Origin of the sequence: Tardiphaga sp. 20_F10_N6_6 (assembly GCF_052076045.1) — a bacterium.
GTDB lineage: Bacteria > Pseudomonadota > Alphaproteobacteria > Rhizobiales > Xanthobacteraceae > Tardiphaga > Tardiphaga robiniae.
Genome location: NZ_CP197239.1, coordinates 1481321 through 1504903, shown reverse-complemented (window position 1 = coordinate 1504903; position 23583 = coordinate 1481321). Strand labels below are relative to the sequence as shown.

Genomic DNA, 23583 nt, shown 5'->3' with positions numbered 1-23583 from the left:
CCGGCCTGCCGTTCGCGGCGGCCGGAACAGGCTCGTTCAGACCATCGAAGGTCAGACCATCAAAGGACTGCGCTGTGAACCTCGAAGCCCTTGCCTCCTGCCTGTCATCGTCAGCCTGCGCCGTGACGCAGATATCGACGGCGCTCATCATCGGCATGCTGCTGTTCATGGTGGCGTCCGGCCTGTCGCTGATCTTCGGCGTGCTCGGCGTCATCAATTTCGCCCATGGCGCGTTCTATATGGCTGGCGCCTATATCGCCTTCTTCACCTATCAGGCGACGCAGAGCTTTTTACTGGCGTTCCTGGCCGGCGCGCTCGGGGCAGGCCTGATCGGGGTCATCTTTGAGCGGTTCATCATCAGCAAGGTGTATGGCAAGGACATCCTGATGCAGTTGCTGGTTTGCTACGCCATCATCCTGATCTTCGACGATCTGGTGAAGATCATCGCCGGCCCGGAGTACAAGATGATGGGCATGCCCGACGTGTTCGCGCTTCCGCCGCTTGAATTCGCCGGCGGCTTCGTTCCGGCCTATTATGTCTTCATGATCGTCGCGAGCCTGTCGATCGGCGCGATGCTCTGGCTCGCAATCGAGAAGACCCGGATCGGCAAGATCATTCGCGCCCTCGCCATCAATCCGCAGATGGTCGGCGCACTCGGGATCAACACGACGCTGCTCTACGCGGCCGTGTTTGGCGTCGGCAGCATGCTGGCGGGTATCGCCGGCTCCCTCGCGGCGCCGACACGCACATTGACGCCGGGTATGGGTCTATCGATCCTGATCGAAAGCTTCATCGTCACCGTGATCGGCGGGATGGGATCGATCGTCGGCGCGCTGATCGCAGCGTTGCTCATCGGCTTCACGCGGGCCTTCGGAGCGATCGGCTTTCCGCTCTTCGTTGACGGGATCATGTTCGGCATGATGGCCGTCGTTCTGATCGTCAAGCCCAGCGGTCTGCTCGGCCGGGAGATCGCGCGATGATGAAAGCGGGGTTCCTGCGCGATCTGCTCTTTGCGGCTGCCGTGCTGATCGTTTTGATTGTCGCACCGTTCATCTTCACCAAGCCGTCGCTGCGCGACTTCCTCATCTATGTGATGGCCTATGGGCTGCTGGCGATGTCGCTGAATCTCCTCGTGGGGCTCACGGGGCTGGTCTCGTTCGGACACGCTGCCTTCTTCGTATCCGGCGCCTATATGTTCGGTCTGCTGATGCAGTCCGGCCGCGTGTCGATACCAATCGCAATTCTCATCACGGTGCTCGGTACGTCGGTACTTGCTCTGGTGATCGGCGCGATCTGCGTGCGCCTGAAGGAAATCTATTTCTCCTTCATCACGCTGGCGTTCCAGATGTTCATCCACTCAATCATCCTGACCTGGGTCAGCCTGACCGGCGGCGATCAGGGGTTGCGCGGCGGCATTCCGCGGCCCCCGTTCTTCGGCATCGATCTCAGCAGCGGTGTGTCGCTTTATATCTTCTCGGCTTGCATCTTCGTCGTCTGTATCCTGATCATGCGTCAGGTATGGCAGTCGCCGTTCGGCTATACGCTGCGCCTGATCCGTGACAATCCGAACCGGGCCAATTACCTCGGCGTCGATATCGTTCGCATGAAGCTCGGCGTGTTCATCCTCGCCGGTGCGATGGCCAGCGTGGCCGGCATCCTGCTGTCGCTGTTCGTCTCCGGCGCCTATCCGGAATTCGGTTTTTGGACGACGTCGGGCGAGGCCATCTTCATGATCATGCTCGGCGGCTCGCAGCTCTTCGTCGGGCCGATCATCGGCGCCATCCTGCTGCGCCTGCTCGAGCATTTCGTATCCATCTACACCGAATATCACGGCCTTGTGCTGGGCATCGCTATTCTGGCCATCGTGCTGGGCCTGCGGCAGGGCATCGCCGATTACGTCGTCGAATTTCTGCAGCGACGCAAAGAGGCCAGGTCGGCTCCCGCCAAAGAGGCGGCCTTCGTCAAGGAGAGGATCGCCTGATGCTCTCGGTGCAGAACCTCGACAAGCGCTTCGGCGGTGTTCACGCCACGCGCAACGTCTCGATCGATTTTCCCGATGGCTCGCTCACGGCGATCATCGGACCGAACGGCGCGGGCAAGACCACCTTCTTCAACCTGATCTCGGGGGCGTTCCGGCCGAACTCCGGCAAGATCATTTTCGACGGGCAGGATATCGTCGGCAAATCGAGCCTTGAGGTCGTACGTCTTGGCATGACGCGGGCTTTTCAGGTCGCCGAGATCTTTCCCAGCCTGACTGTCACCGAGGCGATCATGGCGACGGTGATCTCTCACTTGCGCAAGTCATGGACCTTCCTGCGGCGGTTTCCCGTCGCGGAAGCCAGGGCACGGACCGACGAGATCATCGAACTGCTCGGGATCGCGGACAAGGCCGGAACGCTCTCGCGCAATCTTTCGCATGGCGACCAAAAGCTGCTCGATATCGGTCTTGCGCTCGCCATGGAGCCCAAGGTGCTGCTGCTCGACGAGCCGACGGCGGGCATGGGTCCGGATGAGCGCTGGCGCATGATCGGCAAGGTGCAACATCTGTGGCAGGTCAAGAAGATGACGGTGCTCTTCATCGAGCATGACATGGATATCGTGTTCAAGATCGCCCAGAAGATCCACGTCCTGAAATACGGCGCCGTGCTCGCGCAGGGCACGGCCGACGAGATCCGGCGCAATCAGGATGTCATCGACGCCTATCTTGGCGCCGATCATCATCTCTCCGCAGCGGTGGGAGAGGCATGATGGCCGACCCGTTCCTTCATGTCGAAGCGGCCGACGTCTATTATGGTGCCAGCCAGATCCTGTTCGGCGTCGATCTCGCGGTCGAGCAGGGGCAAACCATGGCGCTGCTCGGCCGTAACGGCGCCGGCAAGTCGACCACGTTCAAAATGATCGCCGGCCTCGCGCCGCCACGCCGCGGCAAGGTTGCGCTCGCAGGGCAGGGGCTGGCTGGTCGGCCGTCCTACAGGATCGCGCGCGCGGGGATCGGCTACGTTCCGGAGAACCGGCAGGTGTTCCCCGACCATACGGTCGATGACAATCTCATCGTCGCCGCCAAGAAGGGGCCGCGCGGCGACCATCACTGGAATCGCGAGCGCATCTATGAAGTGTTTCCGATCCTCGCCTCGATGAAGGACCGCCTGGCCGGCCGGCTGTCGGGTGGCGAGCAGCAGATGCTGACCATCGCGCGCACGCTGATGGGCAATCCCGATGTGTTGTTGCTCGACGAGCCCAGTGAGGGCCTCGCGCCGATCATCGTCCAGGCCATCGGCGAACTTATCAAGACGCTGCGCGGCATGGGCGTCACAATTCTGCTGGCCGAGCAGAACATGCATTTCTGCCTGGGTATCGCGACCCATGCCACGGTGATCGACAAGGGCCAGATCGTCTATCGCGCGACCATCGACGAACTCCGGCACAACGAGGACATCAAGCAACGCTATCTTGCGGTCTAGCACCGTCGCCATCCGCGCAGCTTTGCTGCGTGCAACAAGAAACGGACAACGGGAGTGCAACGATGAAACGAGATGAAGGGCGCGGCCGCATCGCCGTGGTGACGGGCGGAGCAAGCGGAATCGGTCTGGCCACAGCTGGTATCTTAATCGAGCGCGGATGGCGCGTTGTCATTTCAGATATCAATGCGAAGGCCAATCAGGAATCTGCAGCGAAGATCGGCGCCGATTCAGTGCCGTTCGACGTGACTGATGAACACGCGACCGAAGCGGCTTTCACGGATATCGAGGCGCGGCTGGGGCCGGTCGAGGCGCTGTTCGCCAATGCCGGCGTGATCCAGTCGGGCGGCCGCGCGGAGAACCTGCCGCTCGCCGAATTCGACAAAGTGATCGCCGCAAATCTGCGCGGCGTCTACGTGTCCTGCCTCGCGGCCGGCAAGCGGATGGTCACGCGCGGCCGCGGTGGTATCGTGATCACCGGTTCGGTCACCGCGTCGCGCACTGCGCCACTGCATGCCTATGCGCCCTCGAAGGCTGCGGCGGTTCATATGGCGGCGTGCCTCGCGGCCGATTGGGGCCGTTCGGGTGTGCGGGTCAATGCGGTGTCGCCGGGCTATGTGGGAACCCCACCGGTGCTCGCCAACATCGAACGTGGGACGCGAGATCCGAAACTGCTGATCGAAGGCTCCGCGCTGGGACGCATGGTCGATCCGGAAGAAATCGGACGCGGCGTCGCGTTTCTGCTGTCCGACGACGCGTCGGCGGTTACCGGGATCAATCTTCCGATTGATGCTGGGTGGCTCGCGAGTTCGCATCTGACGACCTATGGCGGCGTGCCGCCGGCGCGCTGATCGCCGTTACGTCAACCCGTACACTGCGTGGGTTTGCAGAGGTGTGGCATCACAAACGGGAATTATCGTCATGACGTCTTCTGAAAAATCCCCATTCGATCTCACCGGACAGCGCATTGTGATCGCGGGCGCGGCCGGCGGCATCGGCAGCGCTACGGCGAAGCTATGCGCACAGCAAGGCGCGACGCTTGTGCTGGTCGATATCGCAGGCAAGGATCGTATCCGCGAACGCGTCGGTGCCGAGGTTGCGGACCGCTCTGAAATTTACGGCCTCGACACCGGCTCGCGGGCCGACGTGACGGCTCTCGCGAGGCAGACTGGACCGGTCTATGGACTGATCGATACGGCGGCGATCGCACCGCATGACGACTGGATGGCCGAGGACTGGGAAGAGTCGCTTGATCGCGTCATTCGCGCCAATGTGAAGGGACCGATCAATCTGACCCGCGCCTTCCTGCCCGGCATGATGGAGGCGGGCGAAGGCCGCATCGTGCTGTGCGGATCGGTCGCCGGCTGGATGGGCGGTCTGCGCACCGGGCCGCATTATGCCTTTGCCAAAGGCGGCATCCATTCCTTCGTGCGCTGGCTGGCGAGCAAGGCCGCACCGCGCAACGTCCTCGTGAACGGCATTGCGCCGGGGCCGGTAGAGACCGCGATGACCGAGGGCAAAGGCTATGACACGTCGCTCTATCCGTTGAAGCGCATGGCCAAGCCGGAAGAGATCGCCGCCACCGCGGTGTTCTTATGCGGCGCTGGCAGTGGTTACGCCTCCGGTGCGATTTTCGATATCAACGGGGCGACCCACTTCCATTGACTGCTGCGGGCGCTGATCGTCTACAGGACGCGGCGGATCTGCGCGCTGCGCCACCCACGATAAGGCGTGCCACCGAGAAGATAGGCGGCACGCATTGTTTTCGCCGCAATATGTGCGGTCACATCCGCCGATCCGTCGGCTTGCGAGACAAAGGGATATCACTTATTCGCTTGCAAGGTCTATGTCAGCTCATGGCGCAAAGCGGCCATCAACGACAGCGGACGTCGCTGCGAATTTCTTTGACGGGTTAGCCAATCTGACGACCGCCAATCGAGCGCGGTAGCGTTCACATATTTGACTGGCTTCCTGACCACACTCTCCAACTCCAAGGTCACAGCGAGCGTCAGTCCGGAGCGAATTCTCAAGCGCCCATCTCCCGCATAGACTATCGAGCGTTTCGACTAACTCCGGCTTCTCGATTTTGCTCGGATGAAGCATTTGCTCTCTGCTATAGCCGCTGCGCCCGGTCTTCGGAATCTGACTGGTCGCTCGTTTCACCATCTCGGGCACATCAACGATGCCGGATGTTTCCGAGAGTTGCCAGCGGTTGACCGCGCGGGTGATTGCTTTGCGAAGTTCGTCTGGCGTCGTGAAGCCTCCAGTGCATCTTCCCGACGTCCAACCTTGCGCTTCTCTGATCAGTGCGGGGTGCTTTTTTGTCGGGAGTTACATTGGTTTGCACGAAGACGAATAGCGGTTTGTTGTGGCGCCGCGCCTCAGGGGGAGGCATCGCCGTGACGCTCGTTCAACACAAGCACCACGAAGTCGGCATCCCGGACGCCAGGCAGGCCACTCGGGGCGACTTTGGGGAAGCGGCAAATTGTTCGGCGCGACTGATGGAGTGATCGAGGGTGTCAGAGCGTCCTCAGCAGCGGCTGAAATCTTTGAATCCCGAAATGTCCGAGAAAAAAAACGTTCATGCGATCCTCAGCTCCGAACAAGGGCGGCGGGTTGTGGGTCGACATGTGGGTAGAAGTTGAAACGCCAATGAAAACAATATCGTAGGAAAAAGGATGGCGGAGCCGGAGGGATTCGAACCCTCGATACCCTTGAGAGGTATGCCGCTTTAGCAAAGCGGTGCCTTCAGCCACTCGGCCACAGCTCCATCATTGCTGCATATGCCCGACACCGTCGCGAGCCGCAAGCGCCAGATCGCAGTCTGTAGCGCATGTTCGCAGAAATCGGACACGTCCGATGTAGCTGTGTCTCTATAATCTTCAGATGCTGCCTCCGCTTGTCGTGCATTTGCCGCCGGGAAATAGGCCCCCGGGGCTGTTTATCGACGGCCATCCGCCGTTCCGCACTTGCCGGAATTTATCGCTCCGGCAGATGTGAGACGATTCGGCCGAGGGACTAGGAAAGCCAGCCAGACACATCGAATGCGAGTAAGAATGTGTTTCTGCTCGTTATGGGATGGGTCGGTGCCCTGAAATGCGGCGCTGGAAATTCTGATGTTGAAACAATTGCTTGCCAGGAATGCGCATTCACGAGTCCGTGTGATTTAAGCAACACAGCCCGGGAAACGGCCGAATGGAGGCCGCTTTGAGGCGTTCCATTGTTGCGGAGCGAGAGACCTTAGGAGATGGTCTCGGTGCGACGGAGGGGGGCATCCCGAGGTCGTCCCGTAAGGTGGTTCGTCCTGAATCTCGTCGGCACGCTCGTGCGACGGGGTTTGCGATTCGGAGCGTTTGCGGGTTGTCAGGGATTAAGGGGACTTGTCTTCAGGGTGGCCTCCACCCCGTTGCAGAACCTTCCCTAAAGCAACTTGGAGGTTTACATGAAGACGATTAAGGGCCTTATTCTCGGCTCGACGGCAGCTCTGCTCGCCGTTGGCGGAGCTCAGGCAGCCGATCTTCCCGTCAAGGCCAAAGCGGTCGAATACGTGAAGATCTGCTCCCTCTACGGCGCGGGTTTCTACTACATCCCGGGCACCGATACCTGCATCAAGATCGGCGGCGCGATCCGTTTGGACACCTCGTTCAACGCGAACGCCTATGACACCCCGTTCTGGCAGGGTGGCGCTGGCGGTGCCGGCGTGTTCACGAAGGACTACTTCATCACCCGTGAACGTATCAACCTGACCACCGATACGCGCACCGCCACCGAATACGGCGTCGTTCGTACCTACGCAAACATCCAGTTCGACTTCTCGCAGAACCGTGAATCGATCGCTGGCGGCTTCACCGAAGTCGACTACGCTTTCATCCAGTTCGCCGGCTTCACCTTTGGTAAGGCCGTCTCGCAGTTCGACCCGCAGTGGGCGCTCGCGAAGCCGTACATCTCGTCGGGCTTCCTCGCCGGTTCGAACAACACCACCGGTATCCCGCAGATCGCCTACACCGCTTCGTTCGGTAACGGCGTGTCGGGCACGATCTCGCTCGAGAACGCCTCGCCCTATCGCAACGCCGGTGTCTACAACAACACCGCTCTGATCCTCGCTCCGTTCGGCTCGAACGCTGCCTCGGCTGGTGTCTACGGCGTGTCGTCGAACTCCTTCGTCGGCAACTCCTACGGTGGCAACCACATTCCGGACGTGGTCGGCAACCTGCGCCTCGATCAGGCCTGGGGCACGCTGCACTTCGGTGCTGCCATGCACACGATCACCCCGACCTTCTACACCACCGCTGCTGGCGCTGCCGGTAACGAGTCGCTCGGCCACGCCGACGACTCCTACGGCTTCGCTGTCAACGGCGCTGTCGAGTTCAAGAACCTGCCGACCGGCGCGGGCGACAGCCTGAAGATTGAAGCAGTCTACGCCAAGGGCGCGGCCAAGTATGCCTTCACCGGCGGTACCACCGACACCTCGGGCGGCGGCCGTTTTGCCGCGGCTTCGGGCAACTCGCTGGCCTTCGGCTACGTGCTTGACGGCGTCTACACCAACGGCGGCAATATCGTTCAGAGCAACGCTTGGGCGGTCGCAGCCTTCTACGAGCACTACTGGAACCCGGCATGGCGTACGTCGCTGTTCGGCAGCTACAGCAGCATCTCGTACGGCAATGAAGGCAACGCGCTGCTCGCCGCTGCCTTCAGCCCGACCAACCCGCTCGGTACCCGTGCGAACAATGGTGGCACGCTTGTTGGTTCGACCGGCAACTTCGACTTCGCTATCGCCCAGATCGGTACCCGTACCGCCTGGACCCCGGTCAAGAACCTGACCCTGTCGGCCGAATTTACCTACTCCCGTCTGGAGCAGAACCTCGGTGGCGCCTGGACCGGTGCTGTGACTGGCAAGCCGACCCCGGTCGGCGGCTACGCGCTCCAGAACCAGAACCTCTACAACGGTTCGGTTCAGATCCTGCGCTCGTTCTAATATCGACTGCCTCACGGCAATCGCTATCTGAAACAAAGACCCCCGGCAGGAAACTGCCGGGGGTTTTTGCTTGCGTGATCGATCGCTGTGCCAAGGCGTAGGATGGGTTTCGCTCGACGCTTACGCGTCTGCGGTCTACCCCATTCGACGTATTCGCACTGTCCTGGTTGATGCTACTCGACGCTGCTGCTGGCACCGCGATGCAGGTCGGCCTCGATCTGCAGCCGTGAGCCACCGCCGAAGCGGGCGCGATAGACCTGCAGGTTCTCCATGATGCGCTGGACGTAGTTGCGCGTTTCCGAGAACGGAATCGACTCGACCCAGTCGACCGGATCGACCTTGGGGTCACGTGGATCACCGTAGCGTTCGATCCATTTGCGCACGCTACCGCGCCCGGCGTTGTAGCCGGCGAAGGTCATGATGTAGGAGCCGCGATAGTCCTCAAGGAGGCCACCGAGTTCGGCGGCGCCCAGCGTGGCGTTGTAGACCGAATCGCCCTTGAGGCGCGCAAGGTCATAGGTGCCGCCGTGCCGCTTGGTGACGTATTGCGCCGCGCTCGGCGTCACCTGCATCAGACCATAGGCTTGGGCCGGTGACACGACGGCCGGGTTGAAGGCGCTTTCCTGCCGTGCGATCGCATAGACCACGGCAGACTCGACCTCGGGCCCGATCGGGCGGTAGCTCGGAATGCCCGTCGTCGGATAGGCATAGTGATCGAAGGGCAGGCCGCGATTGAGGGCCGCCTTGCCGACCAGCAATGTGCCGCGGGCATCCTTGTTCTGTTGCGCGAGCTCGGCAAGGCCGAGCACGGCTTCCGGATCGCCGTTCTCGCCGACATCGGCGAAGATCGGGATGGCGACTTCGCGCTCGTCGATGGCGTAGAGCAGTTGCACCGCGCGAACGATTTCCAGTCGATCGAGCCCACGCGCGCGGGCGGTCAATGCACCGCTGATATCAAGCTGCTGCAGGCCAAGCTTGGCGCGCGCGAGCTGGCCGTAATAGCTGGTGGATTGCTCTGCTGCGCGCGTGTAGGCGGCGCGCGCTTCCTGGCTGCGGCCTGCGGCTTCTGCAGCACGGCCCTGCCAGTAACCGGCGCGGGCGAGAGCTGTCGGATTGACGCTGCCGACGCCGATACGTGCGAAGTGCTGTGCGGCGGTTGCGGGATCTTTCAGGAAGCGGAGCGCGATCCAGCCGGCAGTGAACTCCTGCTCGGTCTTGTAGATGTCGCGCGCGGGCAGGGCAGCATCGCGTGCCACGAGATAGGCCGAGCGATGTTCGCCGACGTCGAGTAACTTGCGCGCCGTGAGACGTCGCTCGATCCACCATTCGTCGAGATTGTGCAGGCGCTGCGGTTCGCGCGGCGCTGCAATCATCAGCCGCGCTGCTTCGCCGAATTTCTCCTCGCGGCGCAGCTGCTGAATGTGGCTGAAGATGTAGCCGGGGTCGCTATGCAGCTCGGACGGCACTGCAGCGAGCAGCGCGTTGGCGTTCGATGCCTTCTTGGTGACGCCGATGCGCGCCCGGGCCAGAGCCATCTGCGCGCCGCCGAGGCGTTTGGCAGAGCGCAGCGCGGCATCTGAATCGCTGCCATAGAGCAGCATGTCCATGCGCGCCTTGTGATCGCCGGGTGTGATCAGCGGACCGAACATGTCGATGGCCATGTTCTCGGTATCGCCCGATAACGGATCGCTGCGCCATGCATCACGGATCAGCCGCTCCGCGCCGGCGCGGTCGCCGCGCGCGAGGAGCGACTTGGCCAGAGCGAATTTGCCCTTGGCGGAAATCGGCTTCTCGCTCTCGAAATAAGACTGGATCGCGGAGTCGTCGCGCTTGTCGTCCCACAGCGCCGCTTCGATGCGGCGTCGCAGGAAGGTCTGCGATGGCCAGCTCGGATTGGCGGCGACGAAAGCGCGGTAGCGCTCGACCGAAGCGCCATTGTCATCGCTGCGCAGATAGATCCATTCGCCGAGCTTGCGCGCCACCGGATCGCCAATCGTTTGCACGACCTGCGCGGCTTCCGAACCCTTGCGCTTGCGGATCAGCTCGATGACGCTTTCGAGCGTTTCGGCATCCGCCTGTGGGGTGGATGTTGTTGCCGCCACCGCGGCGCGGGCGACTGGCTTCTTGGCAGCAGGGGGAATCGCCGCATGCTGGCGTGTGGCGGGCTGGATTACCGGAGCCGGGCTCGCAGCATCTGGCGCGAGCGGCTTCGCCGGGGCCGCCACGGCCGTGGCGGCCTGTGCGGCGCTACGCGCAATGGGGCGCGCTTTCGGCAATGGAACTTTGGTGGCCGCCCAGGCCTCGACGGCCAGCACCGATACTCCGACCGCCAGCGCCAGACCGGAGCCCAAGGCTGTCCGTTGCAAGGCCGTCCGCCGCGCAGTCGTGGTGAGGAACAGGTGCTTCACGGCATTCCCTCGCGGCGAATCAGGCAATCGCACGCATTCCCATGATGTATTTGATTGAAACGGTGACCAAATCGTCAATTTCTGTAACCGCTTGCTCCTCTCTGCCCGGCTACGGCGGCGAAATCACGGCCAAACAGCCGGTAAACCGCGCTGAAACCGCTTCGGGCGGTCTTTCGCCGCAGCCATAGACTCGATAAGACTTGCTGTTCAATCAATCGGTTCAAGCAGACGGCTAAAGCCGCATCGCGTTCGGAGCAGACCATGGCAGCCACCAAGACGAATTTCCGGGGGTCTTACACCGCGCTGGTCACGCCGTTCAAAGATGGCGCGCTGGACGAGGCAGGCTTTCGTGCGCTCGTCAGCTGGCAGATCGCCGAGGGCAGCAACGGCCTCGTTCCGGTCGGCACCACGGGCGAGAGCCCGACGCTGAGCCACGAAGAGCACTACAAGGTCGTCGAATGGTGCATTGACGAAGCCAAGGGCCGTGTGCCGGTGATCGCTGGCGCCGGGTCCAACTCCACCAAGGAAGCGGTAGCTTTGGCGAAGCACGCCGAGAAGGCCGGTGCGGATGCGGTGCTGGTGGTGACGCCGTATTACAACAAGCCCACGCAAGAGGGCATGTATCAGCACTTCAAGGCGGTGAACGACGCGATCGGCATTCCGATCCTGATCTATAACATTCCGCCGCGTTCGGTGGTGGACATGTCCGTCGAGACCATGACCCGGCTGTTCGAATTGAAGAACATCGCCGGCGTCAAGGATGCCACTGCCAATCTCGCGCGCGTGTCGCAGCAGCGCCATGCCATGGGGCCGGATTTCATCCAGATGTCCGGCGAAGACATGACTGCGCTGGCCTATATGGCGGCGGGTGGCCATGGCTGCATTTCGGTGACGGCGAATGTTGCGCCGAAGCTCTGTGCCGAACTGATGTCGCTGGTGCTCAAGGGCGACTATGCCGGGGCGCTCAAGGTCCAGGATCGCCTGACGCCGCTGCATGACACGATCTTCAAGGAGCCGGGCCTTGCCGGCGCCAAGCACGGCCTCGCACTGTTGGGCCGCATCAAGGAAGAAGTACGTCTGCCGCTGATGACGGTGACGCCGCCCACCGGCAAGGTGATCCGCGATGCCATGGTCTTCGCGGGCCTTATCAACTAGGCATCTGCATCAACCAGATGTTGAGTGACTTGGCTGCGTCATCTCTCCTTGTTTGTAAGCGCGTACGCGTCGTTCGTTGAAAACAAAAAGGAATTGCAGATGCTGAAGGAATTTCGCGATTTCGCGATGAAGGGCAATGTGGTCGATCTCGCCGTCGGCGTGATCATCGGCGCAGCCTTTGGTGCCATCGTCTCGTCGATGGTGGCCGATGTCATCATGCCGATCATCGGTGCGATCACCGGCGGTCTCGATTTCTCGAATTACTTCACGGGTCTCTCGAAATCCGTTACGGCAACCAATCTGGCCGACGCCAAGAAGCAGGGCGCCGTGCTCGCCTGGGGCAGCTTCCTGACCCTGACGCTGAACTTCATCATTGTCGCCTTTGTCCTGTTCTTGGTGATCCGCTTCATGAACCAGCTGAAGCGCAATGATGCCGCCAAGCCGGTTGAACCGCCGAAGCCGACCCGTGAAGAAGAACTGCTGACCGAGATCCGCGACCTGCTCAAGAAGGCCTGAGCCCAAGGCTTGGGTCGGGCATTCGCGGCACCTATATTCGGTCAGCATGCTGAAAGTATTGAACGATGGCCGAAAAGAACGAACGCCCGATCAAGGTGATCGCCGAGAACCGCAAGGCGCGGTTCAACTACGCCGTCGAGGATACGGTCGAGGCGGGCATCGCCTTGACCGGGACCGAGGTGAAGTCGATCCGCAACGGCAAGAGCACCATTGCGGAATCCTACGCCGATCCGAAGGACGGTGAGATCTGGCTGATCAACTGCAACATCCCTGAATATCTGCAGGCCAACCGCTTCAACCACGAGCCGAAGCGGCCGCGGAAGCTGCTGCTGCATCGCAAGCAGATCAACAAGCTGATGGGTGCGGTAGAACGCCAGGGCATGACCCTTGTGCCGTTGAAGATGTACTTCAACGAACGCGGCCGCGTTAAGCTGCAGCTCGCGCTGGCAAAGGGCAAGCAGCTCCACGACAAGCGCGCGAGCGAGAAGGACCGTGACTGGGGCCGCGAGAAGGGCCGTCTGTTACGCGCGCGGGGATAAGGCTGGGCGTCGCCCATTCTTTCAAACAAGAGGATGAGATGACGCAAGGCAACCTGCTCGAAGTCGACTGGAGCAAGATTCCGGCGCCGGAAGACGACGGTGCCGCCAATCATCTGACCGGCATGACGATCCCTCCGGTCAGCCTGCGCGCAACGAACGATACGGCGGTCACGCTGTCCGAACTCACCGGCCGCACCGTGGTGTTCGGCTATCCGCGTACAGGCGAGCCCGGTAAAATTGGGCTGGTCGATGACTGGGACATGATTCCGGGCGCGCGTGGCTGCACGCCGCAAACCTGTTCGTTCCGGGATCTGTTCGCGGAGCTGAAGGCCGCTGGCGCCAAGCATGTGTTTGGCCTGTCGACGCAGAGCAACGAATATCAGACCGAAATGGCCGGGCGGCTGCATCTGCCGTTTCCGGTGTTGTCCGACAAGCACCTTGAGCTGAGTGACGCACTCAGCCTGCCGACTATGGAGGTTGCCGATCTCACGATGATCAAGCGCATGGCCATGATCATCGACGACGGCAAGATCACCCATGTGTTCTATCCGGTGTTTCCACCGGACCGGAACGCGGGCGATGTGCTGGAATGGATGAAGGCGAACCCGGTTTGATCGCGTTGTCGCGGTCCTAGCCCGGATAGCGCTTCGCTCGTCCGGGCTACAGGTTAGGCATCACTCAGATCCGCCTTTACCCGCGCAAACACCGCACGGAACATCTCGGGCGTCAGTACGCGCGTGTTCGTGTTGTAGCGCGAGCAGTGATAGCTGTCGTAGAGCTTGAAGCGGCCGACATCGTGAACGGCGCCGTGCGCAAAGGGCGCTGTCACGGCGCGAATGCCGAGCGTCCTCAGCATCGTGTCGTGGGCGACGCGGCCCAGCAGCACGATAGCGCGCAATCGCGGCATGGTGTCCATCGTGGCAATCAGAAACGGCCGGCAGGTGGTGATCTCGACGGGCAGCGGCTTGTTCTGTGGTGGTACGCAGCGCACGGCATTGGTGATCCGGCAATCCTGCAGCATTAGCCCGTCATCAGGGCGTGCTTCATAGGTGCCGGAGGCAAAGCCGAAATCGAGCAAGGTCTCGTAGAGCAGATCGCCGGCATAGTCGCCGGTAAAGGGACGCCCGGTACGATTGGCGCCCTGCACGCCGGGGGCGAGGCCCACGATCAGGAGGGCAGCATCGGACATGCCGAACGACGGCACGGGTCCGTTGTAGCCGTCGGGGTCGCGCTCGCGCACCTCCAGCCGGTACTCGACGAGGCGGGGGCACAGGGGACAATCGCGCCCGGGATCGGTGGAAGTGCCAGCGGAAATCGCGGTTGCGACCACCGCCGGCTGTTGTCTGCTGAGTTGCGTCTTAGTCTTCGAAATCTTCATCGCCTCGTGGCGCCATGGTGGTCGCGCGCTGCAGGAATTGCGGCGTCTGGTGACGCGGCTCGCGCGGAGCAGGGCGCTCTGCCGGATCGCGGCCAAGCTTGCTCTGCAGTTCCATGAGATCGGTAAACACGTCTGCCTGCCGGCGCAACTCGTCGGCGATCATGGGGGGCTGGCTCGAGATGGTGGACACCACGGTGACGCGGACGCCGCGGCGCTGCACGGCTTCGACCAGGGAGCGGAAGTCGCCGTCGCCCGAGAACAGCACGATCTGGTCGACATGTTCGGCCAGTTCCATGGCATCGACGGCGAGCTCGATGTCCATATTGCCCTTCACCTTGCGTCGGCCGGACGCATCGATGAATTCCTTGGTGGCCTTGGTTACCACCGTATACCCGTTGTAATCGAGCCAATCGATCAGCGGGCGAATCGACGAGTATTCCTGATCCTCGATAATCGCGGTGTAATAGAAGGCCCGGACGAGGGTCCCGCGGCTCTGAAATTCCTTGAGGAGGCGCTTGTAGTCGATGTCGAAGCCGAGGGTCTTGGCGGTGGCGTACAGGTTGGCGCCGTCGATGAAGAGTGCGATCTTGTTAGATGTGAGGGACATCAAGTTTTCTCATGTGGTTTGTTGTTGTTAGCGTTTTTGGCGCGACTTCGTCGTTGCGCATTTGAATCACATTTGTCGTCCGCTCTTCGTCGGATCGGCTTTATTGACGCCACGCAATCAGCTGGTCTGGAACTGCCCGAATATGCCGATCCATCTTCCCTTGCAATGAAGCCTTTTGGTGTCGAGATATCCGCTTCTGGCCAGATGGTGCCACCGCTTCTGCGGTCTTTTTGAGGGTACCATAGTGCGGCAGAAAACCAAGCCAAGAAGGACGCAATTCCAAATTGGTCCTTGCGAATGCTGCAAAGCCCCTATACCTACGGGACTTAATCATCATATTCGGTCCCACAACAAACGGAGCGACATTTTATGGCGCGCGTAACCGTCGAAGATTGCATCGATAAGGTCGACAACCGGTTCGACCTGGTGTTGCTGGCAGCACACCGGGCACGAATGATCTCGTCCGGTTCACAACTTACGATTGATCGCGACAACGACAAGAATCCCGTTGTTTCGCTGCGCGAAATCGCTGATCAGACCATTTCCCCGGAAGATCTCCGTGAGGAACTGGTCCATTCGCTGCAGAAGTTCGTGGAAGTGGACGAGCCAGAGCCGGATACGATTCCGCTGATCGGCTCCGCCGGCGCCAGCGTCGATGCCGACGATACCGAAGTGGCTGTCGAGCGCATGACCGAAGAAGAGCTCCTCAAGGGTCTCGAAGGCCTCGCTCCGCCGGAAGAGCAGCCCGAAGAAGACGAGTAAAGCGATACACACGGTCTTTTGCTTAACCGTTTTGATTATCAGTCATCACAAAGGCCCGGACATGCGTCCGGGCCTTTGCTTTTGCAGTCCGTTTCGGGGCAAACTTGAGACGAAGAATCCAGGTCGCTGCTGACCGGATCGAACGAGGCTAGGATGGCGACTTCGCGCCGTAATAAACGGCAGATGCAGGCTGCGAACGACACGGTCGCCGCGGTCTCGCCAGTTTCGCCTGAAGCGCTGTCTGCAGAGACGCCAATTCCGGCCAAGGTGCCGCGGACGTCCCGTGTCCGGATGATGCGGCAATACGATCTGGTGGACCGCGTCCGGGCCTATAACCCGAACACCGATGAGGATCTGCTCAACCGCGCCTATGTCTATGCCATGGTCGCCCATGGCGAGCAGACACGGGCCTCCGGCGACCCGTATTTCTCCCACCCGCTGGAAGTGGCAGCGATCCTCACCGACCTCAAGCTCGACGACGCCACCATCGTGGCGGCGCTGCTGCACGACACGATCGAGGATACTGAGGCCACCCGGACCGAAATCGACAAGCTGTTCGGCGCCGAAATCGGCGCGCTGGTCGAGGGCCTGACCAAGCTGAAGCGGCTCGAACTGGTGTCGCGCGAAGCCAAGCAGGCGGAGAACCTGCGCAAGCTGCTGCTGGCGATCGCCGACGACGTCCGGGTCCTGCTGATCAAGCTCGCCGACCGTCTGCACAATATGCGGACGATGGAGTTCATGCCGCCAGCCTCGCGCCGCCGCATCGCCGAGGAGACCCTCGACATCTATGCGCCGCTCGCCGGACGCATGGGTATGCAGGCGATGCGCGAGGAGCTTGAGGAACTGTCGTTCAAGGTGCTCGATCCCGACGCCTATCTGGTGGTGATGCAGCGCCTGGACTCACTGACCGAACGCAATCGCAACCTCATCGACATGATCGAGAGTCATCTCTCCACGAAGCTGGAGAAGAACGGCATCACGGCGCGCGTCACCGGCCGACGCAAGAAGCCGTTTTCGATCTGGACCAAGATGAAGCGCAAGTCGGTGGGGTTCGAGCAGCTGTCGGACATTTACGGCTTCCGCGTCGTGCTGCAGGACATGGAGGCGTGCTACCGCGCACTCGGCGTGGTGCACACGACCTGGCCGGTGGTGCCGGGCCGCTTCAAGGATTACATCTCGACGCCGAAGCAGAACGACTATCGCTCGATCCACACCACGGTGATCGGCCCCGGCAACCAGCGCGTCGAACTGCAGATCCGCACCGAGGACATGAACAGCATCGCCGAATACGGCATCGCGGCGCATGCGTTCTACAAGGATGGCATTGGCTCGCCGACCGAAATGCTCAAGCGCGAATCCAACGCGTTCTCGTGGCTGCGCCATACCATCGGCATTCTCTCGGAGAGCACCAATCCGGAAGAATTCCTCGAGCATACCAAGCTCGAACTGTTCCACGACCAGGTGTTCTGCTTCACCCCGAAGGGCAAGCTGATCGCGCTGCCGCGCAATGCCAATGTCGTCGACTTCGCTTATGCCGTGCATACCGACGTCGGCAACAGTGCGGTGGGTTGCAAGATCAACGGCAAATTCGCGCCGCTGTCGTCCGAATTGCAGAATGGCGACGAAGTCGAGGTGCTGACTTCGGCCGCACAGCAGGCGCCGCCATCCGCATGGGAAGGCCTGGCGGTCACTGGCAAAGCGCGCGCCGCCATTCGCCGTGCGACGCGAACGGCGGTCCGTGATCAATATGCCAGCCTTGGCCGCCGGATCGTCGAGCGCCTGTTCGTGCGCGCCAAGATGGAATATTCGGACGACCAGTTGAAGGGCGCGCTGCCGCGTCTGGCGCGCACGTCTATCGACGACGTGATGGCCTCGGTCGGCCGCGGCGAATTGCGCGCCGCGGACGTCGCGCGTGCGATGTATCCCGACTACAAGGAAGAGCGCATCGGCCGCTTTTCGGCCAACAACAAGAAGTCGACGGCGGACAAGGTCAGAACGCCGGATGGCGCGGCACGCTTCACCTCGATCATCTCGATCGGTGGCGTCGATTCCGATCTGCCAATTAAATTCGCTCCGAACGGTGGCGCCGTGCCGGGCGACCGCATCGTCGGCATCGTTACGCCGGGCGAGGGCATCACGATCTATCCGATCCAGTCACCGGCGTTGAAAGACTTCGAGGAAGAGCCGGAGCGCTGGGTCGACGTGCGCTGGGATATCGATGAATCCTCGCCGCAGCGTTTTCCGGCGCGGCTGTTCCTGCAGAATGTCAACGAGCCCGGCAGCCTGGCGCAGATCGCTCAGGTCATCGCCGACCATGACGGCAATATCGACAATATCAGCATGCACCGCCGCTCGCCCGATTTCACCGAACAGACCATCGATCTCGGGGTCTACGACCTCAAGCATCTCAGCGCGATCATCAATCAGTTGCGCGCCAAGGCCGTTGTCGCCAAGGTCGAGCGGGTCAATGGGTAGCGTCTTCCCTTAAGGTTTTCTGGAATTTCGTCATGTCCTCATCCTCGCTGCGCCTCGGCGTCAACATCGATCACGTCGCGACCCTGCGCAACGCGCGGGGCGGCAAGCACCCGGATCCCGTTCGTGCTGCGCTGGAAGCCATTTCGGCCGGTGCCGACGGCATCACCGCGCATCTGCGGGAGGATCGTCGCCACATCCGTGACGCCGATATGGAACGACTGAAGGCGGAGATCTCCAAGCCGCTGAATTTCGAAATGGCGGCGACGCCTGACATGGTGCGGATCGCGCTGGCGGTGAAGCCTCATGCCGTCTGTCTGGTGCCGGAGCGGCGCGAAGAATTGACGACCGAGGGCGGCCTCGACGTGGTCGGCCAGCGTGAATCGCTGGAGCCGTCGATCGCGCGCTTCACTGAAGCCGGCATACGGGTGTCGCTGTTCATAGCGGCAGATCCCAAGCAGATCGAAATGGCCGCTAAACTAAAGGCCCCCGTGATCGAACTCCACACGGGCGCCTGGTGCGACGCGATCACCGATGGCGATACCGCGAAGGCCGCTCATGAATGGCAGCGCATTGCCGCCGGCGCGAGGCTGGCGAAATCCGCAGGCCTGGAAGTACATGCCGGCCATGGTCTCGACTATGCCACCGCCGAGACGATCTCAGCGCTGCCCGAAATCATGGAGCTGAACATCGGCTACTATATGATTGGCGAGGCACTGTTCATCGGTCTGTCCGATACGGTGCGTCTGATGCGCGCGGCGATGGATCGCGGGCGGATGCAGTCCAAGAGCGCCTCATGATCATCGGCATCGGTTCCGATCTGATCGACATTACGCGCGTCGCCAAGGTGATCGAACGCCATGGCGACCGCTTTCTCGATCGCATCTTCACCGAGGCCGAACGGGCGCGGGCACAGCGCCGCGTGAAGAGCGAGAGGATGGTGGTGGCGACATATGCCAAGCGTTTCGCTGCCAAGGAGGCCATGTCCAAGGCGCTGGGCACCGGCATCCGCCAGGGGGTCTGGTGGCGGGATATGGGCGTCGTCAACCTACCCGGGGGGAAGCCCTCCATGAAGCTCACCGGCGGTGCGCTGGTGCGGCTGCAGGCCCTGATACCGCCGGGGCATGATGCCCAGATCGATCTGTCGATCACGGACGATTGGCCGCTGGCGCAGGCTTTCGTCATAATTTCGGCCGTCCCGTCGCCCAAGCCCTGAGGGCTGGCCGGGAGCCGCACCTGAAGCGGTGCGATCACAAGCCGGCACGTCAAACTGGCGGGAAATAGCGGCTTTTCGGGGCGGTTCATTGCACCGTTACCAACAACCGTTTAAACCTGCGAGGACACCGAACCGACGCCAATTCTCGCTGACGCCGCTCATGGCATTTGCAGGACTTTGCCGTAATTATATGAATCTAATGCATTTTTCGTGCGAGGCGCGACGCCGCCTTGCCCCAAAATGCGCTGCCAGCCGCGCGGCGACGCTGCGGGAATCGGGAAAGCGATGAGTGTGACATCCGGGACCAAGACTGAAAGCGGCGTCGGCGAGACCATCCGTGTTGTCATCAACGCACTGCTGATCGCGCTGGTGATCCGGACCTTCCTGTTCCAGCCCTTCAATATCCCGTCGGGCTCGATGAAGGCCACGCTTCTGGTCGGCGATTACCTCTTCGTCTCGAAATATTCCTACGGCTACAGCCACTATTCGATCCCGCTGTCGCCGAATATCTTCTCCGGCCGCGTCTTCGGTTCCGAGCCGTCACGCGGTGACGTCGTGGTGTTCCGTCTGCCGAAGGACGACTCCACCGACTACATCAAGCGCGTGATCGGTCTGCCCGGTGACCGCGTCCAGATGAAAGAGGGGCTGCTCTACATCAACGAGAAGCCCGTGCAGCGCGAGCGTATGAGCGACTTCGTCGGCGAAGATCCGTGCGGTTCCGACGCAACGGCGCGCGTCAAGCGCTGGAAGGAAACGCTGCCCAATAACGTCACCTATGAGACGCTCGATTGCGTCGACAACGGTTTCTACGACAACACCAATGTCTACACCGTGCCGCCCGGCAACTTCTTCATGATGGGCGACAACCGCGACAATTCGACGGACAGCCGGGTGCTGTCGGCCGTCGGCTATGTGCCGTTCGAGAATCTAGTCGGTCGCGCGCAAATGATCTTCTTCTCGATCGCCGAAGGCGAACATGCTTGGCAGATCTGGCGCTGGCCGACCGCCGTACGCTGGAATCGAATTTTCTCTATCGTGCGATGACCGACGACTCCAACAATCCCATCGAGACCGCGCCGAAGACCGACGAAGTTAGCTCGACGACCGAGGCTACGCCGGAGACGGCTGCTGCCCGCAAGAAGAAGGCACGCGCAGCGGCGAAGGTCGCCGCAGCCGAGATCGAAACGCGCATCGGCCACAGCTTCAAGGATCCTCTGCTGCTGGCGACAGCCTTCACCCATGTGTCGGCCCTGAAGTCGCAGCGCAGCCGGACCGAGAGCTACCAGCGTCTTGAGTTTCTCGGCGACCACGTACTCGGCCTCGTGGTCTCCGACATGTTGTTTCGCGCTTTCCCGAATGCGGATGAAGGCGAGTTGTCGAAGCGGCTCGCCGACCTCGTCCGCAAGGAAGCATGCGCCGACGTCGCACGGCTGTTGGGTCTCCTCGAGGGTATCAAGCTCGGCACGGTCGGCGCCGGCGCCGGTCAGCGGTTGCGCAAGTCGGTCCTCGGCGATATCTGCGAAGCCGTGATCGGCGCGATCTTCCTCGATGGCGGCTATCCGGCTGCGGAAAGCTTCGTGCAGCGCAACTGGACCGAGCGCATGCGCAAGCCGGTGCGTCCGTTGCGCGATCCCAAGACGGTGCTGCAGGAATGGGCCCAGGGCCGCGGTCTGCCGACACCGGCCTATCGGGAGGTCGAACGCTCCGGTCCGCACCACGATCCGCATTTCAAGATCGAGGTGGATGTGAAGGGGTTTGCGCCGGCCGAAGGCGAGGGTGGCAGCAAGCGCGCCGCCGAGAAAGCCGCGGCGCAGGCGATGATTGCGCGTGAAGGCGTCAGCAGTGGCGGCAATGAAGGATAATGTCGTGAGCGATGCTGAACCAGACCATGAGTCCGAAGGGACACCCGTTGAAACCCGCTGCGGCTTTGTCGCGCTGATCGGTGCGCCCAATGTCGGCAAGTCGACGCTGGTCAATGCGCTGGTCGGCTCCAAGGTCACCATCGTCTCGCGCAAGGTGCAGACCACCCGCGCGCTGATCCGCGGCATCGTGATCGAGAACCACGCTCAGATCATTCTGGTCGATACGCCCGGCATCTTCCTGCCGAAGCGGCGCCTCGATCGGGCGATGGTCAAGACGGCATGGAGCGGTGCGCATGATGCCGACGTCGTTTGCGTGCTGCTTGATGCCAAAGCGGGCATCAACGAGGAAGCCGAGGCGATCTTCGCGCAGCTTGCGAGCGTCAATCACCCGAAGATCCTCGTGATCAACAAGGTCGACATCGTCTCCAAGGAAAAGCTGCTGAAGCTGGCGCAGATGGCCAATGAGCGGTTGAAGTTCGAAGAGACCTTCATGATCTCGGCGATGACCGGTGACGGCGTCGACGACCTGCGCCGCAGGCTCGCAGCCGACGTTCCCGCCGGCCCGTATCATTATCCCGAAGACCAGATGTCGGATGCGCCGATGCGGCATCTCGCGGCGGAAATCACCCGCGAGAAGATCTTTCGTCAGTTGCATCAGGAACTGCCGTACCAGTCGACGGTGGAGACCGATAGCTGGACCGAGCGCAAGGACAAGTCGGTACGGATCGAGCAGACGATTTTCGTCGAGCGCGAAAGCCAGCGCAAGATCGTGCTCGGCAAGGGCGGTGCGACGATCAAGCAGATCGGTGCGGACTCGCGCAGGGAGCTGACCGAGATCGTGGGCGCGCCCGTGCATCTATTCCTGTTCGTGAAGGTGCGCGAGAACTGGGGCGACGATCCCAATCGTTATCGCGAAATGGGCCTCGAATTTCCTCACGAGTGATCGAGGAGCGATGATGGAAGTGCAGCCGACAAGATGACCGCTCCCGCCAACCTTCCGAAGAACGTCTTCTATTTCGAAGTCCTGCTCTACATGTCGCTGATCCTCGACGCGCTGTCGATCGCGTTCCAGGACCGCACGCCTGACCTTGCGATGTCCGAGAGCACCATCATGGCGGCGAATCTGGTCGCCGCTTGCATGCTGTTGTTCTTCGTCTGGCTCGTGTGGCTCGCCGCCTATCGCCGCAAGGGCTGGCCGCGCTGGGTGCTGGTGGTGTCGCTGGCCTTCTCGGTATTGTCTCTGTTTCAGGTGCTTGGCCTGTACGGACTGCAGTTCGACAGTGCGATCGAGATCGTGTCATGCATCCTGACCGGGCTCGGACTGTATTGCGCTTTCACTGGCGACGCGAAAACCTGGTTCAAGGCCTGATCGCATTTACTGCGGCGGCTGCCGAATTCCTGTAAACTGCCCCCATGGAATGGACCGATGAAGGCATCATCCTGGGCGTGCGGCGGCATGGCGAATCCAGTGCCATCGTCGAATTGCTGACGCGTAGCCATGGTCGTCATCTCGGCCTGGTGCGCGGTGGTGCGGGGTCAAAGATGCGACCGCTGCTGCAACCCGGCAATAGCGTGCAGGCGATATGGCGGGCGCGGCTGGACGAACAGCTCGGCTATTACCTGATGGAAGGCACGTTGATGCGTGCTGCGACGCTGCTGGGTTCGTCCCATGCGGTCTACGGCATCACCCATCTCGCCTCGCTGGCGCGGTTGCTGCCGGAGCGCGATCCGCATGAAGACATCTACGAGACGCTGGAGCGCATCCTGGATGACTTCGATGATGTCGGCGAAGCCGCGCTCCATGTGATCCGGTTTGAGCTGGCGATGCTGACCGAACTCGGCTTCGGCCTCGATCTGGAGAATTGCGCCGCCACCGGCGTGACCTCTGACCTGATTTACGTGTCACCCAAATCTGGCAACGCAGTGTCCCGGACCGCGGGTGAACCGTATCGCGACCGGCTGATGCGGCTGCCGTCATTCCTGCGCGAGAGTGAAGACGGCCAAAACAGCATCTCCGACCGCGACCTGCAGGACGGCTTCGACCTGACCGGCCGCTTTCTGCTCCGCAACGTGCTGGAACCGCGCGGGCAGGGCCATTCCGACGCCCGCGAAGGGTTCATCAACGCGGTGACGCGGCACCTCGCGCGAATCTCATCGTCCTGAGGCAAGTTCGACATTGGCGAATGCCGGATTCGCGTCTATGTTCCGTGCATTGACGGGTTGATAGGAAGATAT

23 protein-coding genes and 1 tRNA gene are annotated in these 23583 nt (G+C 61.6%); 20 read left to right on the top strand and 4 right to left on the bottom strand.

The genetic code is table 11. The features are described from left to right. The first annotated feature begins 74 nt into the window (after nucleotides 1-74). The 6 genes from AB7813_RS07185 to AB7813_RS07160 all read left to right on the top strand — a co-directional run bounded on the left by AB7813_RS07185 (nucleotide 75) and on the right by AB7813_RS07160 (nucleotide 5123). On the top strand, nucleotides 75-980 hold the full coding sequence (locus tag AB7813_RS07185; protein ID WP_439064152.1) for a branched-chain amino acid ABC transporter permease: 906 nt from the start codon (nucleotides 75-77) through the stop codon (nucleotides 978-980). Next, nucleotides 977-1981: a branched-chain amino acid ABC transporter permease gene (locus AB7813_RS07180; protein WP_439064151.1), complete on the top strand. Its 1005-nt coding sequence runs from the start codon at nucleotides 977-979 to the stop codon at nucleotides 1979-1981. Before AB7813_RS07185 ends, AB7813_RS07180 begins: the two co-directional genes overlap by 4 nt. Beyond that, nucleotides 1981-2748, top strand: a complete 768-nt coding sequence (locus tag AB7813_RS07175; protein WP_439064150.1) for an ABC transporter ATP-binding protein — start codon at nucleotides 1981-1983, stop codon at nucleotides 2746-2748. Before AB7813_RS07180 ends, AB7813_RS07175 begins: the two co-directional genes overlap by 1 nt. Next, nucleotides 2748-3461 carry an ABC transporter ATP-binding protein gene (locus AB7813_RS07170; protein WP_439064149.1) on the top strand — a complete coding sequence of 238 codons (714 nt, stop codon included), beginning with the start codon at nucleotides 2748-2750 and terminating at the stop codon, nucleotides 3459-3461. The genes AB7813_RS07175 and AB7813_RS07170 overlap by 1 nt, the downstream gene beginning before the upstream one ends. A 62-nt stretch (nucleotides 3462-3523) precedes the next feature. Continuing rightward, nucleotides 3524-4309 (top strand): SDR family NAD(P)-dependent oxidoreductase, encoded by a 786-nt coding sequence (locus AB7813_RS07165; RefSeq protein ID WP_439064148.1) that lies wholly within the window; start codon nucleotides 3524-3526, stop codon nucleotides 4307-4309. Nucleotides 4310-4379: 70 nt separating this feature from the next. After that, a complete protein-coding gene (locus AB7813_RS07160) occupies nucleotides 4380-5123 on the top strand; it encodes an SDR family NAD(P)-dependent oxidoreductase (protein WP_439064147.1) in 744 nt (247 codons plus the stop codon). Nucleotides 5124-6137: 1014 nt separating this feature from the next. Here the strand turns inward: AB7813_RS07160 and AB7813_RS07155 are convergent. Further along, a tRNA-Ser gene (locus AB7813_RS07155) sits at nucleotides 6138-6228 on the bottom strand. Between the two features lie 672 nt (nucleotides 6229-6900). Between AB7813_RS07155 and AB7813_RS07150 the strand changes: the two genes are divergently transcribed. After that, nucleotides 6901-8433: a porin gene (locus AB7813_RS07150; protein ID WP_439064146.1), complete on the top strand. Its 1533-nt coding sequence runs from the start codon at nucleotides 6901-6903 to the stop codon at nucleotides 8431-8433. A 173-nt stretch (nucleotides 8434-8606) separates the two neighbouring features. On the opposite strand, the gene AB7813_RS07145 is transcribed toward AB7813_RS07150, so the two are convergent. After that, a complete protein-coding gene (locus AB7813_RS07145) occupies nucleotides 8607-10766 on the bottom strand; it encodes a lytic transglycosylase domain-containing protein (protein ID WP_439064642.1) in 2160 nt (719 codons plus the stop codon). 336 nt (nucleotides 10767-11102) lie between these two features. Here AB7813_RS07145 and dapA point away from each other — a divergent pair, with 336 nt between their 5' ends. The 4 genes from dapA (at nucleotide 11103) to AB7813_RS07125 (ending at nucleotide 13665) form a co-directional block, all read left to right on the top strand. Further along, nucleotides 11103-11996 carry a 4-hydroxy-tetrahydrodipicolinate synthase gene (gene dapA / locus AB7813_RS07140; RefSeq protein WP_120292101.1) on the top strand — a complete coding sequence of 298 codons (894 nt, stop codon included), beginning with the start codon at nucleotides 11103-11105 and terminating at the stop codon, nucleotides 11994-11996. A gap of 99 nt (nucleotides 11997-12095) precedes the next feature. Continuing rightward, nucleotides 12096-12512: a large conductance mechanosensitive channel protein MscL gene (gene mscL / locus AB7813_RS07135; protein ID WP_089263809.1), complete on the top strand. Its 417-nt coding sequence runs from the start codon at nucleotides 12096-12098 to the stop codon at nucleotides 12510-12512. Nucleotides 12513-12577: 65 nt separating this feature from the next. Continuing rightward, nucleotides 12578-13051 (top strand): SsrA-binding protein SmpB, encoded by a 474-nt coding sequence (gene smpB, locus AB7813_RS07130; RefSeq protein WP_068732465.1) that lies wholly within the window; start codon nucleotides 12578-12580, stop codon nucleotides 13049-13051. Nucleotides 13052-13089: 38 nt separating this feature from the next. Continuing rightward, the gene (locus AB7813_RS07125) at nucleotides 13090-13665 is read left to right on the top strand and encodes a peroxiredoxin (RefSeq protein ID WP_120292103.1); all 576 of its coding nucleotides are present in this window, start codon (nucleotides 13090-13092) and stop codon (nucleotides 13663-13665) included. A 53-nt stretch (nucleotides 13666-13718) separates the two neighbouring features. On the opposite strand, the gene AB7813_RS07120 is transcribed toward AB7813_RS07125, so the two are convergent. Together AB7813_RS07120 and AB7813_RS07115 are read right to left on the bottom strand one after the other, a co-directional pair. Then, a complete protein-coding gene (locus AB7813_RS07120) occupies nucleotides 13719-14429 on the bottom strand; it encodes a uracil-DNA glycosylase (RefSeq protein WP_120292105.1) in 711 nt (236 codons plus the stop codon). Next, a complete protein-coding gene (locus AB7813_RS07115) occupies nucleotides 14410-15036 on the bottom strand; it encodes a LabA-like NYN domain-containing protein (RefSeq protein ID WP_068732474.1) in 627 nt (208 codons plus the stop codon). The genes AB7813_RS07120 and AB7813_RS07115 overlap by 20 nt, the downstream gene beginning before the upstream one ends. A 369-nt stretch (nucleotides 15037-15405) precedes the next feature. On the opposite strand from AB7813_RS07115, the gene rpoZ reads away from it, so the two are divergent. The 9 genes from rpoZ to recO all read left to right on the top strand — a co-directional run bounded on the left by rpoZ (nucleotide 15406) and on the right by recO (nucleotide 23511). Beyond that, nucleotides 15406-15798: a DNA-directed RNA polymerase subunit omega gene (gene rpoZ, locus AB7813_RS07110; protein WP_068732476.1), complete on the top strand. Its 393-nt coding sequence runs from the start codon at nucleotides 15406-15408 to the stop codon at nucleotides 15796-15798. A 153-nt stretch (nucleotides 15799-15951) separates the two neighbouring features. Continuing rightward, complete coding sequence (locus tag AB7813_RS07105) at nucleotides 15952-18273, top strand: RelA/SpoT family protein (RefSeq protein ID WP_093761398.1); 2322 nt, start codon at nucleotides 15952-15954, stop codon at nucleotides 18271-18273. A 32-nt stretch (nucleotides 18274-18305) separates the two neighbouring features. After that, nucleotides 18306-19070: a pyridoxine 5'-phosphate synthase gene (locus tag AB7813_RS07100; protein ID WP_439064145.1), complete on the top strand. Its 765-nt coding sequence runs from the start codon at nucleotides 18306-18308 to the stop codon at nucleotides 19068-19070. Continuing rightward, on the top strand, nucleotides 19067-19486 hold the full coding sequence (gene acpS, locus AB7813_RS07095; RefSeq protein ID WP_175368494.1) for a holo-ACP synthase: 420 nt from the start codon (nucleotides 19067-19069) through the stop codon (nucleotides 19484-19486). The genes AB7813_RS07100 and acpS overlap by 4 nt, the downstream gene beginning before the upstream one ends. Nucleotides 19487-19771: 285 nt before the next feature. Further along, the gene (lepB, locus tag AB7813_RS07090) at nucleotides 19772-20530 is read left to right on the top strand and encodes a signal peptidase I (RefSeq protein WP_089264616.1); all 759 of its coding nucleotides are present in this window, start codon (nucleotides 19772-19774) and stop codon (nucleotides 20528-20530) included. Continuing rightward, nucleotides 20527-21348, top strand: coding sequence for a ribonuclease III (rnc, locus tag AB7813_RS07085; protein WP_089263817.1), 822 nt, complete (start codon nucleotides 20527-20529; stop codon nucleotides 21346-21348). The genes lepB and rnc overlap by 4 nt, the downstream gene beginning before the upstream one ends. Beyond that, nucleotides 21338-22291: a GTPase Era gene (era, locus tag AB7813_RS07080; RefSeq protein WP_184517685.1), complete on the top strand. Its 954-nt coding sequence runs from the start codon at nucleotides 21338-21340 to the stop codon at nucleotides 22289-22291. Before rnc ends, era begins: the two co-directional genes overlap by 11 nt. 33 nt (nucleotides 22292-22324) lie before the next feature. Continuing rightward, nucleotides 22325-22717 (top strand): hypothetical protein, encoded by a 393-nt coding sequence (locus AB7813_RS07075; RefSeq protein WP_089263819.1) that lies wholly within the window; start codon nucleotides 22325-22327, stop codon nucleotides 22715-22717. Between the two features lie 44 nt (nucleotides 22718-22761). Then, on the top strand, nucleotides 22762-23511 hold the full coding sequence (gene recO / locus AB7813_RS07070) for a DNA repair protein RecO (RefSeq protein ID WP_089263820.1): 750 nt from the start codon (nucleotides 22762-22764) through the stop codon (nucleotides 23509-23511). Nucleotides 23512-23583: the final 72 nt, after the last annotated feature.